The sequence below is a fragment of the Leifsonia sp. 10L418 genome, from assembly GCF_056395445.1.
The window spans coordinates 754,957-768,498 of record NZ_JBFTJN010000002.1 but is presented as its reverse complement, the minus strand read 5'-3'; the positions used below and the strand labels follow the sequence as shown (position 1 = coordinate 768,498).

At 67.4% G+C, this 13,542-nt stretch carries 16 protein-coding genes; 3 read left to right on the top strand and 13 right to left on the bottom strand.

What is annotated here, in order from left to right; genetic code table 11:
* Positions 1-34: 34 nt before the first annotated feature.
* Genes AC1DCF_RS06980 through AC1DCF_RS06970 form a run of 3 tightly spaced genes read right to left on the bottom strand, consistent with a single transcriptional unit; the run spans position 35 to position 2,188 of the window.
* Positions 35-1,303, bottom strand: coding sequence for a UDP-N-acetylmuramate dehydrogenase (locus AC1DCF_RS06980; protein ID WP_477210387.1), 1,269 nt, complete (start codon positions 1,301-1,303; stop codon positions 35-37).
* A gap of 13 nt (positions 1,304-1,316) precedes the next feature.
* On the bottom strand, positions 1,317-1,745 hold the full coding sequence (locus AC1DCF_RS06975; RefSeq protein WP_477210386.1) for a MaoC family dehydratase: 429 nt from the start codon (positions 1,743-1,745) through the stop codon (positions 1,317-1,319).
* Positions 1,742-2,188, bottom strand: a complete 447-nt coding sequence (locus AC1DCF_RS06970) for an FAS1-like dehydratase domain-containing protein (protein WP_441789611.1) — start codon at positions 2,186-2,188, stop codon at positions 1,742-1,744. Before AC1DCF_RS06970 ends, AC1DCF_RS06975 begins: the two co-directional genes overlap by 4 nt.
* Positions 2,189-2,318: 130 nt before the next feature.
* On the opposite strand from AC1DCF_RS06970, the gene AC1DCF_RS06965 reads away from it, so the two are divergent.
* Positions 2,319-2,771, top strand: coding sequence for a GNAT family N-acetyltransferase (locus AC1DCF_RS06965; RefSeq protein ID WP_477210385.1), 453 nt, complete (start codon positions 2,319-2,321; stop codon positions 2,769-2,771).
* Here the strand turns inward: AC1DCF_RS06965 and AC1DCF_RS06960 are convergent.
* The 4 genes from AC1DCF_RS06960 to AC1DCF_RS06945 form a co-directional block, all read right to left on the bottom strand.
* Entirely contained in the window at positions 2,768-2,899 is a 132-nt protein-coding gene (locus AC1DCF_RS06960) for a hypothetical protein (protein WP_477210384.1), read from the bottom strand. The two genes, AC1DCF_RS06965 and AC1DCF_RS06960, sit on opposite strands and share 4 nt — an antisense overlap.
* 23 nt (positions 2,900-2,922) lie before the next feature.
* The gene (locus tag AC1DCF_RS06955; protein WP_477210383.1) at positions 2,923-3,771 is read right to left on the bottom strand and encodes a MetQ/NlpA family ABC transporter substrate-binding protein; all 849 of its coding nucleotides are present in this window, start codon (positions 3,769-3,771) and stop codon (positions 2,923-2,925) included.
* 85 nt (positions 3,772-3,856) lie between these two features.
* Entirely contained in the window at positions 3,857-4,627 is a 771-nt protein-coding gene (locus tag AC1DCF_RS06950; protein ID WP_477210382.1) for a methionine ABC transporter permease, read from the bottom strand.
* On the bottom strand, positions 4,624-5,616 hold the full coding sequence (locus AC1DCF_RS06945; RefSeq protein WP_477210381.1) for a methionine ABC transporter ATP-binding protein: 993 nt from the start codon (positions 5,614-5,616) through the stop codon (positions 4,624-4,626). Before AC1DCF_RS06945 ends, AC1DCF_RS06950 begins: the two co-directional genes overlap by 4 nt.
* A gap of 168 nt (positions 5,617-5,784) precedes the next feature.
* Here AC1DCF_RS06945 and AC1DCF_RS06940 point away from each other — a divergent pair, with 168 nt between their 5' ends.
* Positions 5,785-6,420: a HEAT repeat domain-containing protein gene (locus tag AC1DCF_RS06940; RefSeq protein WP_477210380.1), complete on the top strand. Its 636-nt coding sequence runs from the start codon at positions 5,785-5,787 to the stop codon at positions 6,418-6,420.
* An 89-nt stretch (positions 6,421-6,509) separates the two neighbouring features.
* Positions 6,510-7,265, top strand: coding sequence for an SGNH/GDSL hydrolase family protein (locus AC1DCF_RS06935; protein ID WP_477210379.1), 756 nt, complete (start codon positions 6,510-6,512; stop codon positions 7,263-7,265).
* 3 nt (positions 7,266-7,268) lie between these two features.
* Here the strand turns inward: AC1DCF_RS06935 and AC1DCF_RS06930 are convergent, their stop codons facing one another.
* From AC1DCF_RS06930 to AC1DCF_RS06905, 6 genes are all read right to left on the bottom strand, one after another.
* The gene (locus AC1DCF_RS06930; RefSeq protein ID WP_477210559.1) at positions 7,269-7,421 is read right to left on the bottom strand and encodes a hypothetical protein; all 153 of its coding nucleotides are present in this window, start codon (positions 7,419-7,421) and stop codon (positions 7,269-7,271) included.
* A 291-nt stretch (positions 7,422-7,712) separates the two neighbouring features.
* Complete coding sequence (locus AC1DCF_RS06925; RefSeq protein ID WP_477210378.1) at positions 7,713-7,877, bottom strand: hypothetical protein; 165 nt, start codon at positions 7,875-7,877, stop codon at positions 7,713-7,715.
* Positions 7,878-8,133: 256 nt separating this feature from the next.
* Entirely contained in the window at positions 8,134-9,660 is a 1,527-nt protein-coding gene (locus AC1DCF_RS06920) for an aldehyde dehydrogenase (NADP(+)) (protein WP_477210377.1), read from the bottom strand.
* A gap of 44 nt (positions 9,661-9,704) precedes the next feature.
* Complete coding sequence (locus tag AC1DCF_RS06915) at positions 9,705-10,706, bottom strand: proline racemase family protein (RefSeq protein ID WP_477210376.1); 1,002 nt, start codon at positions 10,704-10,706, stop codon at positions 9,705-9,707.
* A gap of 158 nt (positions 10,707-10,864) precedes the next feature.
* Entirely contained in the window at positions 10,865-11,800 is a 936-nt protein-coding gene (locus AC1DCF_RS06910; protein WP_441789601.1) for a dihydrodipicolinate synthase family protein, read from the bottom strand.
* Positions 11,801-11,865: 65 nt separating this feature from the next.
* Complete coding sequence (locus AC1DCF_RS06905) at positions 11,866-13,542, bottom strand: 2Fe-2S iron-sulfur cluster-binding protein (protein WP_477210375.1); 1,677 nt, start codon at positions 13,540-13,542, stop codon at positions 11,866-11,868.

Genomic DNA, 13,542 nt, shown 5'->3' with positions numbered 1-13,542 from the left:
GCCGGAGCGCACGCCCACACGCAGGAACCTCGCGCTAGAGCGAAACCCCGATCAGCACCGGCTCCGGCTGCAGAATCACACCGAATTCCGCCGCGACCCTGCCCTGCACGAAGCGCGCCAGCTGCGCGATCTCATCGGCCGTCGCCCCGCCCGTGTTCGTCAGGGCGAGGGTGTGTTTGCTGGAGATTGCGGCCCGGGACCCCGGCAGGCGGAACCCCTTGGCGATGCCGGCCTGTTCGATCAGCCAGGCCGCGCTGAGCTTCGTCAGCCGCACCGCCTCGACGCCCGGAACCGGGCCGACTCCGGCATATTCCTCGAGCGGAATGACTCGGTCGGGAATCACGCTCTGCTGCGACCAGCGGGGCGCATCGTCGGGAAGCTCCCGGGCAAAGCTCTCGGTGACAATCGGGTTGGTGAAGAATGAACCGGCGCTGGCCGTGTCAGGGTCGCCGGCATCGAGAACCATGCCCTTCGAGGCCCGCAACGCGATGACCGTCGACCGCACGATATTGAGCGCGACGCGGTCGCCCTGCTGCACGCCGAGTGCACCGGCGAGCTGCGCGTAGGCGATCGGGCGTCCGAGGTGGCTGCCGAGCACCGCTGCTTCGGCGCGCGTGTCGTGAAACTCCAGCTCGACGGCGAGCACAATGCCGGCTCGGCCCTGTTTGAAGGCCGAGGTGCGGTAGTCGAGTTTCAGATCTGCCACTTCGATCCGCTGCACGTCACCGCTGTCGAAGTCGAGAAAGTCGACCGCGACGAGGCACGATGCGACCTCTTGGCCGTACGCGCCGATGTTCTGCACGGGGGCGGCACCGACCGAACCGGGGATTCCGGAGAGCGCTTCGATTCCGGCCCAGCCCTGAGCGACGGTGTAGGCGACGAGTTCGTCCCAGGATTCGCCGGCCTGCACGCGCAGTCGCACGCGGGCTGCATCGCTGCCGGTCGCGCTGTCGGTCTCGCTGGGCGCGTCGCCCACCTCGCCTGCTTCGCCGTGGGAGAGGTCAACAGTCCCGCCGAGCACGCTCCCGCTATATTCCGTTTCTGGAATGACTTCGATGCCCCGGGTCAGGATACGGATGACCGTGCCCTCGAAACCCTCATCTGCTGCGACGGTGTTCGACCCGCCCGCCAGCAGCATCCATTCATCGCCCTCTGCCCAGATCTCCCGGGCGGCGGTGACGAGATCCTCTTCGGTCGCCGGGGCAACCATGGCGAGCGGAACCCCGCCGACCCGCAGAGTGGTCAGGTCGCGAAGTGCAATCGGGGTCGTCGCGAAGCGCGACAGAGCGGAGTCGGGAGTCATCAAGTCCACCGGGTTACGCCAGGCTGACGCGGGCCTGCGCCTTGCCGAGAACCGTCTGCTCGTTGAAGCTGACGGTGAGATCGATGCGGGCCACGGCGGCATCCGGGTCGATAGCGCCGACCTTGGCGACAACGGTGACCAGCGCACCGTCGGTCGCGTCGACCGGAACCGGGCGGGTGAACCGCACCTGGTAGTCGATCACGCGGGCCGGGTCGCCGGCCCAGTCGACGACCGGCTGCACAGCCAGGCCCATTGTGAGCATGCCGTGGGCAAGAACGCCGGGCAGGCCGACCGACTGCGCCACGTCGTCGCGGTAGTGGATCGGGTTGAAGTCACCGGATGCCCCGGCGTAGCGCACGAGGGAATCTCGGGTCAGGGTGTAGCTCGCGCCGGCAACCACGTCGCCAACGGTCAGAGTGTCGAGGGCTGGTGCGGCGTTCATTCGTCTCCCCTGACGACAAGGGTGGATGTCGCGGTGACGACGTGGGCGCCATCCGCGTCGGTGATCGCCGATTCGGCGGTGACCATCGAGTGGCCGCCGAGCGTCTTGACGCTGGCCACGGTGAGGGTGGCGGTCAGCAGGTCGCCGGCCACGATGGGGCGGCTGTAGGTGAACTGCTGGTTGCCGTGCACGACCCGGCTGAAGTCGATCCCGGCGTCGGGCTCGGCGAGCAGCTGCGCGAGCGTGAGCTCCTGCACCACCACGGCGAAGGTCGGCGGCGCGACGACGTCGGAGTGGCCCGCGGCACGCGCGGCCTCAGGATCGTGGTTGATCGGGTTGGTCGCGAAGACGGCACGCGAGAACTCGCGCACTTTCTCGCGGCCGACCAGGTAGGGCGGTGCGGGCGGGAAGACCCGGCCCTGAAGTTCGGGGTTTACTGACACCCGCCCAGTCTACGGGGCAGTGTTCCTGACCGTGAGGGGTCGCATATCGACCTTCGCACGGTCAACGAAGGTCGATATGCGACCCCTCACGGAGGAACGGCCTCCCGTTTCGATCAGGAAGAATAGATCAATGGAATTCGCACGTGTACGCCTCCTCGACCCGCGGGCCGAGCAGCTTCTGTCCGGTCTTCGCCACGAGTATGAGGTGCGCTACGGCCCCGGCGACGCCGCCGACGACGTGCCGGCCGTCGAGTTCGACCCGCCGATGGGCACTTTTCTGGTTCTGATGGATGGCGACGTGACCGTCGCCGGGGGCGGCCTCCGTCGTTACGACGCCGAGACCTGCGAGGTCAAGCGCATGTGGACCCACGCCGGCTACCGCCGCCAGGGGCACGCGAAAGCGGTGCTCGCCGAGCTGGAGTCGATCGCCCGCGAGATGGGTTACCTGCGCATGCGCCTCGAGACCGGCGATGCCCAACCCGAAGCGCTGGCCCTCTACCCGAGCCTCGGTTTCGTGCAGATCGACGCCTACGGCCACTATGCGACCGCAACGGGCTTCGAACGCACGCTGACGAACAGCTAGGCACCGGCCACCAGCACCATCGGGGAAACCGCCACTGGCTTCGAACGCACGCTCACCGACGCCTGACGCACCGGCTCACCGCCAACCCCCGGAAACGACGGATGCCCGACCACACTCTGGTCGGGCATCCGCATTTCAGGAAGAAGGGAAACTACGCGGTCGGAATGACCAGGCCGTCCCAGGTGTCCTTCATGAACTTCTGCGTCGCGGGGTCGAGCAGCAGCTCCTTGAGCTTCTGCACACGCGGGTCATTCTCAAGTTCCGGGGTGGTGGCGAGCACGTTGGAGTAGGGGCTGTCGGCGCCCTCGATCAGGATCGCCTGCTTGGCGGTGAGGCCGGCCGGGAGGGCGAACGAGATCGTCACGAACGCGGCGTCGACATCCGGAACCGCCTGCGGCAGAGTGGCGTTCTCGATCTCGACGAACTGGAAGTCCTTCGGGTTCTTGGTCACATCGGCGACGGTGGACGGCTCGTCGGTGGTCTCGATCAAGCCCTCGGCCGCGAGGATCTTGAGCGCGCGACCCTCGTTCGTCGGGTCGTTCGGGATCGCGATCTTCGCGCCCTTCTTGAGGCCGTCGAGCGAGGTCACCTTGTCGCTGTAGAACGCAGCGCTCGGCAGGTAGATGCTGCCGAGGCTGGTCAGCTCGCCGCCGGTCTGCTCGTTGAAGTTCGCCAGGAAGGTGGCGTTCTGGAACAGGTTCGCGTCAACGTCGCCGTCGGTCAGCGCGACGTTCGGGGTGTTGTAGTCGGTGAATTCCTGAAACTTGATCGTCAGGCCGGCGTCGGCGGCGAGATTGTCCTGCACGAATTTCAGGATGTCGCCGGCCGGCGTGGCCAGCGCGCCGACGGTGATCGTGCCGAGATCGCCCGAGGCAGCGGCCCCCGTTGCAGCCGGCTTCTCGGCCGGTGCGGCGCAGGCGGACAGACCGAGCAGAGCGGTGACGGCCACGGCCGCACCGAGGATGCGGGTGCTGCGGGTAGTGCGTGCGGTGAACTTCATCAGTGAACTCTTTCGACAGAAACGTCAGCGTGACCGGTTGGCCCGCCAGAACAGCAGGGATACGAAGTGGGTGAGACGGGCTGCGCTACGCAGCGAGGGTGACGGCTGGTTCCGACCGGACATCCGCCAGCGCCCCGCGGCCGGCTGAGGGGCGCGAGCGGTGCGAGAACCGGCGTGCGAGCCGGGTGGCAATGGCCTGCAGAATCATCACGATCACGAAGATCACAATGATCACGGCCACCATGTGGATCGTGCTGTAGCGCTGGTATCCGTAGCGCACCGCGACGTCGCCGAGCCCGCCGCCGGCCACCGTGCCGACCATCGCCGAGAAGTTGATGATCGACGTGACGGTCGTCGACAGCCCCAGGATCATCGGCGAGATGGCCTCCGGTACGAGCACCTTCGAGACGATCTGCCAACGGGTGGCGCCGAGCGACTCGGCCGCTTCAACGAGGCCGGTGTCGACCTCCTTGATCGCGATTTCGACCATCCGGGCGAAGAACGGCACCGCGACGATGGTCAGCGGAACAATTGCGGCCGTCGGCCCGATGAAGGTGCCGACCACGGCGCGGGTGAACGGGATCAAGGCGACCATCAAGATGATGAACGGCACGGAGCGGCCGAGGTTCACCAGAAACTCGAGCACCCGGTTGACGACCCGGCCGAGCGCACGCGAACCGAACGGCTTCTCGAACAGGCCGCCGGCTTCGGTGCCGACCAGGATGACGCCGAGCGGCAGCCCGATGATCACGGTCAGCAGCAGCGAGACACCCACCATATAGAGGGTCTGCCCGGTGCCGACCAGCAGCACCTCGAAGAGGCCGGGCCAGAAGCCGGGGTCAGTGGGGTCGATCATGACGCATCTCCAACGATCTCGACGAGCAGGCCTTGGTCGCGCAGCTCCTTGATCGGCGCGGCATTCGCGGCAACGCTGCCCGGAAGCTGCAGCCGGGTGCGCCCGGCCTGGCTGCCGCCGATCGTCTCGATCGCGGCGCCCAGGATGCTGATGTCGAGTCCGTAGGCGCGGGCCAGCTGCGAGATGACCGGGCGGTCGGCGGTGCCGCCGCTGAAGGTGATCTCGACAATGGTGTTTCCGTCGCGGGGCGGCAGCGCGCCGAGCGGGAACAGGTCGTGCGCCAGCCGGGACCCCGGTGTCGAGATCAACGACACGATCGGCCCGGACTCGACGATGCGACCGCCCTCGATCAGCGCGGCCGAGTCGCAGACCCGCTTGACGACATCCATCTCATGCGTGATCAACAGCACGGTGAGACCCAGCTCAACGTTGATCGTCTTGATCAGATCGAGAATCGAGCGGGTGGTTTCGGGGTCAAGAGCGGATGTCGCCTCATCGGAAAGCAGCACCTTGGGGTTGCCGGCGAGGGCGCGGGCGATGCCGACGCGCTGCTTCTGGCCACCCGACAGCTCGGCCGGGTAGGAGTCGCGCTTGTTGACCAGGCCGACGAGGTCGAGGATTTCGAGCGAGCGTCGACGCCGCTCGGCCCCGTCGACGCCGATGATCTCGAGGCCGAGCTCGACGTTGCCCAGCACGGTGCGCCCGGCGAGCAGGTTGAAGTGCTGAAAGACCATGCCGATCTTGCGGCGAGCCGCACGAAGGCCGGCGGGGTTCAGGGCGGTCAGTTCGTCGCCGTCGACCGAGACGGTGCCGGAGTCGGGGCGCTCAAGCAGGTTGATCGCCCGAATCAGGGTGCTCTTGCCGGCGCCGCTCTGGCCGATGACTCCGTAAATCTCGCCGGGCGCGACCTCGAGGCTGACATCGTTCAATGCAAAAGTGGTGGATCCGCCCGACCCAAAGGTCTTCGAGACGTGTCGTACGGAAATCACTGAGAGAATCACCCGGAGTTCAATAGAGCGGCATACATTACAGCTGTCTGCTCCAGTGTGGCCAGCCGCCGCGGCATCCGCCAAATCGCCGTTTCGCATTGTGACGTCACACGTGACAAACCGCGTTTCCGGCGGTTGACCAGGTGCGGCAGATAAACTGAACCCGCCATGGCAAACAAACTTGAAACGCACCCCGATATCCCCCTCGACCTTCCGACCGCTGAGCGCATTCAGGCGGCCGTCGCCCACTACGGCGAAGACGTCGTGAGTGCGAACGCTGTCACGCTGTTGCGCGCCAAGAACGCGGGCAAAGATTTCCTGCTCTACGCCGGTGGTCGCCACGCTCTCGGCATCCTCGAAGGCGCTCCGGCCCTGTACTGGCCTGAGCTCTGGGGCGCGCGCACGCTCCTCTATGTCTGGAACGACTCGGCAGCGCCCTACGTGGTCGTCGGCCTGACCAACCAGGCCTGGCGCATCCGTGAAATGTGCGCCCGTGTTGTCATGCTGCGCGAGTTGCAGGTCGCCCCGAAGCTGGTGCGTCTGACGACTGATGAGGTTCCGCGCGTGCGTTCCGCAGCGCTCACCGCTCTCGCCGCGCAAGGAACCGTCGAGCACCTCGACACCATCGCCGAGCGTTTGCGCGACCCCGACAAAGAGGTGCGCCGCACCGCACGTGCCGCTCGCGAGACGCTCACCGCACGCCTCGTGGCGGCGGGCGAGACGATTCCGTCACGCGACGCCGCTCCGGCCGTCGATGCAGCGGAGTCGACTGACGCAGCCGAATCAGCCGACTCAGCCGAGTAACAACACGCACACCCTCAGGCCGGCGGAGTAGGCTCTCCCAGCCGGTGCGAGAGAGGTCGCCTCGGCGACGAATCGCACCGGGAGATTTCATGTATCTGCGCTACGTGGCAATGGGAGACAGCTTCACCGAGGGACTCGGTGATGAACGCGCCGACGGCCAGCCGCGTGGATGGGCCGACCTCGTCGCGCTCGGGCTGGCCGCGGCCACTCCCGAACCGGTGGGGTACGCGAACTTTGCCATTCGCGGCAAGCTGCTCGGCCCGATCGTTGCCGAGCAGTTGCAGCCTGCCCTCGCGCTGAAACCTGACCTGTTGACGATCGTCGGCGGCGGCAATGACATCATGCGGCCCAAGGTTGAGATCTCCTACGTCATCGATCTGCTCGAGCAGGTCGTCGAGAGCGCCCAGGCCACCGGAGCTCGGGTGGTCATGCTGAGCGGCGCGAACCCGTCACGGCATCTGCCGCTCGGTTCGCTCATGCAGAAGCGGGGCGATCGGCTGGCGGATGCCGCGCGCGCCGCGTTCGTGCGGCCGGGGGTCACGCTCGTCGACAACTGGGCAGACACCGAACTTGAGCAGAAGAAGTACTGGTCGGTCGACAAACTGCACATGAACGCGCTGGGTCACACGCGGGTCGCGGGCAACGTTCTGCGCGCTCTCGAGGTGCCGGTCCCAGCCGAGTGGACTGACGTTGCGCTGACAAGTGAAGAGGTACGCGCGCAAGGAACAGCCGCGTACTACCGGGAGTATGTCTTGCCGTGGATTGGTCGTCGTTTGTCCGGGCGTTCGTCGGGCGATGGCCGGCCGCCGAAGCGGCCGACCCTCCAACCCGTCGATCTGGGCTGAACGTTAGCTCTTGCGCCCGGAGATTGACCGGAGCAGGAACATGATGACTGCAACGATCGCAAGCGCGATCCCGACCCAAAGCAGAAATTGCAGGGACTGTACGAGCCCCCCGGTGATGGCCAGAAGGATGGCGACGATGATGATAATGAGAGCCAACAGGTTCATTTTTATCCCTTCTCGTGGTGGAGAGAATTTCTCCAACCTTTCGAGCCTATCGGTGGGGTGAGGGCCGAAGTCAAACCGGAACGGCCGCTGGAAGCCCTCCGAAACCGCTCCGCGACCCCCGCGACGCCGCAGAGAAACGTCGCGAGATTTCGTTGTCGAACATGATGCTGCGGGCCTGGTTGAGGCTCGGCGAAGCACTACCGGCCGAGCTCAGTCAGCACGGCCTTGCACGCGGCGACAGATGGATCGGAGTTGATCCAAGCGCGGTCCGGCTGGTCCGGCTCAGGCGCCCTTGCGCCCTGAAAAGGCACGCACGATGAACATCACCAACGCAATGAGGATGAGCACGAAGCCTACCCAGAGCAGGAACTGCAGTGAATTCACGAGCCCGCCGGTGAACAACAAAATGACGGCGACAACGACGATGATGATGAGCAGCGCGTTCATGAGTAACCCATTCCTCGGCAGCGGAGACTCTCTGTGCAGGGGAGCATAGTCGTGGTCGGCTCTTCCCGTCGAGCTTGAGCCGTGCGGTCGACCTTGCCTGTTCTGCCGGACAAACTCGACCGCAACCCTCAAACTCGGGGAATGGGGCCCGGCGAACAGGGCTCGGCGAACAGGATGTCGGCGAGCCCGCACGCATTTCGTCAGCGCGATTTAGTCAGCGCGATTTAGTCAGCGCGATTTAGTCAGCGCGATTTCGTCAGCGCGCGGATTCCCCCCACGACTGCGACTCGCCCGCCGCGGTGCGACGCTGCGGAACGTTCCACGGGTTGTCGTCGCGCAGCGGCACCGGCAAGAGCGCGTGCGGCACGCTCTGGTAGGCGACCGGGCGCAGGAAGCGTCCGATCGCGGCGCTGCCCACCGACGTGCTGCTGTCGTTGCTCGTCGCCGGCCACGGTCCGCCGTGCTGCTGCGCCGGCGTCACCGCGACGCCGGTCGGCCAGCCGCCGAACAGCACCCGTCCGGCATGCCCTGAGATCCAGTCGATCACCGCACGGAGCGCAGCGCTGTCTTCACCGGCGCCCGCGTGCACGGTTCCGGTCAGATTGCCCTCGAAGAGGTCGTCACAGTGCGCGGCCAGCGTGCTCTCGTCGTCGTATTCGACGACGACCGACAGCGGCCCGAATGACTCATCGAGCAGCGCCTCCCGCTGCAGCTGCAGGCCGTCGAGGGAGACCGTGACAATCGTCGGCGTCGCCCAACCCTGGCCGTGCTCGTCGAAACGCAGTGAGCCTTCGACGATCGGGGTGACGCCCGGTGCGGCGAGCACGGCGTCGCGGCGGTCGCGATACCCGGCGGCGATGCCCGGGTTCAGCAGCCGGTGTTCGCCGATTGCCGCGGCTTGGGCGGTGAGGCGGTCCCCCAGCGCGTGACCGGTCGGCACGAAGAGAAACCCGGGCTTGGTGCAGAGCTGACCGGCAGAACCGGCCACGCTGGTCAGATAGCCGTCGGCGATCGCGTCGGACCGCTCGTCAAGGGCGGCCCGGGTAACGAAGACGGGGTTGACGCTGCCGAGCTCGCCGTAGAACGGGATCGGTGCCGGGCGCGCGGCGGCGACGTCGGCCAGGATGCGACCGGCCCGGATCGAGCCGGTGAAGCTGCCGGCTGCGATGCGCGGGTCGTTCAGCATTGCGACGCCCGCGGCCTGGCCGCTGATCAGCTGGAGGATGCCGGCGGGCGCACCCGCCGATTCGAGGGCGCCGGCCACGATCTCCGCGGTGCGCACCGAGAGCAACGGATGCCCGGAGTGCGCCTTCACGATCACCGGGCACCCGGCCGCGAGGGCTGCGGCGGTGTCGCCGCCGGCCACGGAGAACGCGAACGGAAAGTTGCTCGCCGCGAAGTTCAGCACCGGACCGACCGGAATACGGTAGCGGCGGAGATCCGGTCGCACGCCGAGCGCGAAGGCCGAGTCCACCTCGTCAATGCGCACATCGAGGTAGGAACCGTCGACGACGGTTTCAGCGAACAGGCGCAACTGCACGGCCGTGCGGGTCACTTCACCGGTGAGACGCGCCTCCGTCAGGCCGGTCTCCGCCATGGCGATCGCGACCAACTCCGCGCTGGCCGCGCCCAAGGCATCCGCTGCCGCGACCAGGGCACGTGCCCGCTCGCGGGGAGCGGTGGCAGCCCAGACGGGGGCGATGTCGGCCGCACGCTGCGCAATCGCGTCGAGCTGGTCGGGGCTGGTGGCCGTGGTGGTCGTGGCTGTCGTTGCGGTGGTCATCGCTGTGCACTCCTCAGGGTGAAATCCGGTCAGGGTGAATCCGGTCAAAATTGAAATCCGGTCGGGAACGGGTCAGCCGGGTCGAGCACATACTGCCCGATCCCGGTGACCCAGGCCCGCCCGGTGATGGTGGGGATGACGGCCGGGATGCCGGCGATCGTCGTCTCGCGAATCAGGCGACCGGTGAATTTCGAGCCGATGAACGATTCGTTGACGAAATCCGTGTCGAGGGCGAGTTCGCCGCGTGCCCAGAGTTCGGCCATGCGCGCCGAGGTGCCGGTGCCACAGGGCGAGCGGTCGAACCAGCCCGGGTAGATCGCCATGGCGTGCCGGGAGTATTCGGCGGTCGAGCCCGGCGCGATGAACTCGACGTGATGGCAGTGGTCGAGCCCTTCGATTTCGGGATGCTTCGGCGGATTGGTGGCGTTGATCGCCCCCATGATGGCGAGACCGGCCGTCAGGATCTCCTGCTGATTGGCGCGGTCGAAGGGCAGGTTCACCGCATCGAGGTCGACCATGGCGTAGAAGTTTCCGCCGAAGGCGAGGCTGTATTCGATCGGGCCGTAGCCGGGCACATCGACGATGTCGTCGAGGCGCACGCTGTACGACGGCACGTTCTCGAGAGTGACCGAGTCGGCATGCCCGTCGCTGACCGCGACCCGGGCGATGACGAGGCCGGCCGGGGTGTCCAGCCGGATGGTGGTGACCGGCTCGACGACCTCGACCATGCCGGTCTCGACCAGCACCGTCGCCACACCGATGGTGCCGTGGCCGCACATCGGCAGGCATCCGGACACCTCGATGTAGATGACCCCCCAGTCGGCATCCGGCCGGGTCGACGGCTGCAGGATGGCGCCGCTCATCGCCGCATGTCCCCGTGGCTCGTTCATCAGGAAGAGACGGATGTCGTCCATCTGCTCCATGAAATGAAGTCGCTTGTCGTTCATCGTCGCCCCCGGAATCACGCCGACACCGCCGGTGATGACCCGGGTGGGCATCCCCTCGGTGTGGGAGTCAACCGCGGTGAACATCCGCTTGGATCGCATGGGGAAATCCTCTCGTCGAAAGTGGGGCTTGTCGAGCGACGCGGGTTGAACGCCGCTGCGCGGGTCGCATCCGACCCGCGCAGCGGCGTTCGACCCGCGCGGCGCCGAAACCGGCGCGACCGCGCAACCGGTCAGGCGCGGTCAGGCGCGCTCGTCGGCTACGCGGCGGCGCGAGCTGCGCGCGTCGCGAGGTAGTCGAGAGCCTTCTGTGTGTCGGCGCGCACCCCGGCCTCGTGCTCGGGGCTGAGCGGTCCGCGCGGCGGACGGGTCGGTCCGCCGTAGCTGCCACCGGCCATGTCGATCGAAAGCTTGATGGCCTGCACGAACTCGGTCTTGGAGTCCCAGCGGAACACGGCGACCAGCTGCGTGTAGAGCTCGAGCGCCTCCGCGATTCTGCCGTCCTTGACCAGCGTGTAGATCTCGACGGCCTCACGCGGGAACGCGTTCGGGTAGCCCGCAAACCAGCCCGTCGCCCCGGCGACAAGCGATTCGAACAGCAGGTCGTCGGCGCCGGCGATGACGTCGATGTCGCAGCGTTCCTTGATCTCGAGCACCCGGCGGATGTCGGCGGAGAACTCCTTCACCGCGACGACCTCGGGAATCTGGGCCAGCTTGGCGACCAGGCTCGGGGTCAGGTCGACCTTGGTGTCGTACGGGTTGTTGTAGGCCATGATCGGCAGGCCGACCTCGGCCACGCGCTGGTAGTGCTCGATGACCTCGGCCTCGTTAGCCCGGTAGAGGGTCGGCGGCAGCAACAGCACGCCGTCGGCGCCGTCTTCCTTGGCGTACTCCGCCCACTTCTTGGCCTGGTGCCAGCCCACGCCGTGCACGCCCGCGACGACGAGTCCGCGCCCGCCGACGGCCTCGACGGCAACCTGAACGACCTTGCGGCGCTCCTCGTCGGTGAGCGAGGAGTACTCGCCGAGCGATCCGTTCGGGCCGACGCCGCGGCATCCGTTGCTGATCAGCCAGTCGCAGTGCGCGGCGAACTTGTCGTAGTCGACTGCGAGGCCGGCCGGTGCCGATGCGTCTTCCTTGAACGCAAGGGTGGTGGCGACAATGACGCCGCCCAGGTCGAAGTTCTTCGTTGTCATGGTGGTCCTTTCAGGGTGCATGCGTGGATCGGTCGTGTCGATGAAATTCAGGGGTGGCCGGGTGGTCACAGGGTGGAGTGGGGCGGCGGGGTCACCGCGGCGGCGAGTTCTCCGAGCCGGATCGGGGCGGCGATCGGCCGGCGGTCGGTGCTCACGTCGTCGCCGAGACCGCCGATTTGAGCGGCGATCAACGTCTCGACCGTGGGCCCGCAGACGCGGCCCTGGCAGATGCCGAGGCCCGCCCGCGTGCTGAGCTTCAACGCGCGCAGCGAGCGCGAGTGAGTGTTCTCGACGGAACGGCAGAGCGAACCGAAGCTGACCTCTTCGCACCGGCAGACGAGGGTGTCGTCGGTGAGCATTTTCGGCCATCCCGCACGGATGCCGTGAGCGGCCTCGATCCGGGCGGCGAAGCCCCAGAAGATGCGGCGCCGGCGTCGGCTTGAGCGCAATTCGTCGGCCCGGGACACCCCGCCGGCGGCCACGTGTCCGGCGATCTCGCCCTCGGCCAGCGCCAGGTCGACGCCGCCGATGCCGGTGATCTCGCCCGCGGCGAAGACCCCGGGAACGCTCGTGCGCTGACCGTTGTCAACCCGCACGAATCGTTCGGGGGTGAGCTGGCAGCCGGCCGCGATGGCCAGTTCGAGTCGGGGGGTGAAGCCGTGGCTGACACAGACCGCGTCGACCGGGATGCGTTTCTCGGTGCCGCTGATCGGCGCCCAATCGGCATCGAGTGAGGCGATGGTCACCGCTTCGACCCGGTCGGTTCCGTGTGCGGCGATGACCGCCTGGCCCAGACGGTAGGGGATGCGGTGACGCAGCTGCCCGGCGGCATAGCCGGCAAGTTCCGCCCCCTTGTGCGCGGCCGGAAACAGTTGCCAGAACCGGGGCAGCCAGCCGCGCAGCAGAGCCGGGAGGCGGTTGGCCTCGAAGACCCCGATCACCCGCGACCCGGTGGCCGCCAGTGAGGCGGCGACGGGCAGCAGGAACGGCCCGGCACCGGCGACGACGACGCGCCGGCCCACGGCGAGGCGCTCCCCCTTGGCCAGCGCCTGGGCGGCGCCGCCGGTGAACACACCGGGGAGATCCCAGCCGGGAAACGGCAGCGTGCGGTCGTGCGCACCGGTGGCCAGCACGATCGCGTCGGGGTGCAACAGAATGCGGTCACGGCCGACGCCATCGGGTTCGCCGACGACGACGTGCACGGTTCCGGGCGCGTTTTCGCGCAGTTCGAGAGACCAGACCTGTGCACCACGGATGATGCGGCATCCGTCGTCGCCCTCGAGCGTGTGGCGCAGCGTCTGGAAGGTGTCCCAGCCGTGGTGCAGCAGGCGTTCGGCGGCAGCGGGCCGGGAGTCGGGCAGGTGGCGCCAGAACTGGCCGCCCAATTGGAGCTTGTCGAGACCCGGGGTCTCGACAAGCTCGACCACCGGAGTCGGYAGCTCATCGTGCTGGCTGATGACGACATCGCCGGCGGATGCCCGGCGCTGGCAGGCGCGCACGTCACGCTGGCCGTTCACTTCGACCAGGCAGTCGAAGCAGACACCGATTCCGCAGAAGACGCCGCGCGGCTTGCCCGCGGCGGATGTGGTGCGGAAGCCGAGGGTTCCGCTGGCCAGGATGACGCCGGCCAGGCTCTGCCCGACGACACCGGTGGCCGGAACACCGTCCAGGCTGATCGTGACCGGGATCGGCGGGACCGGGCGAATTTTGTCGTTGCCGAACGGCAGCAGGAAGGGCGCCAT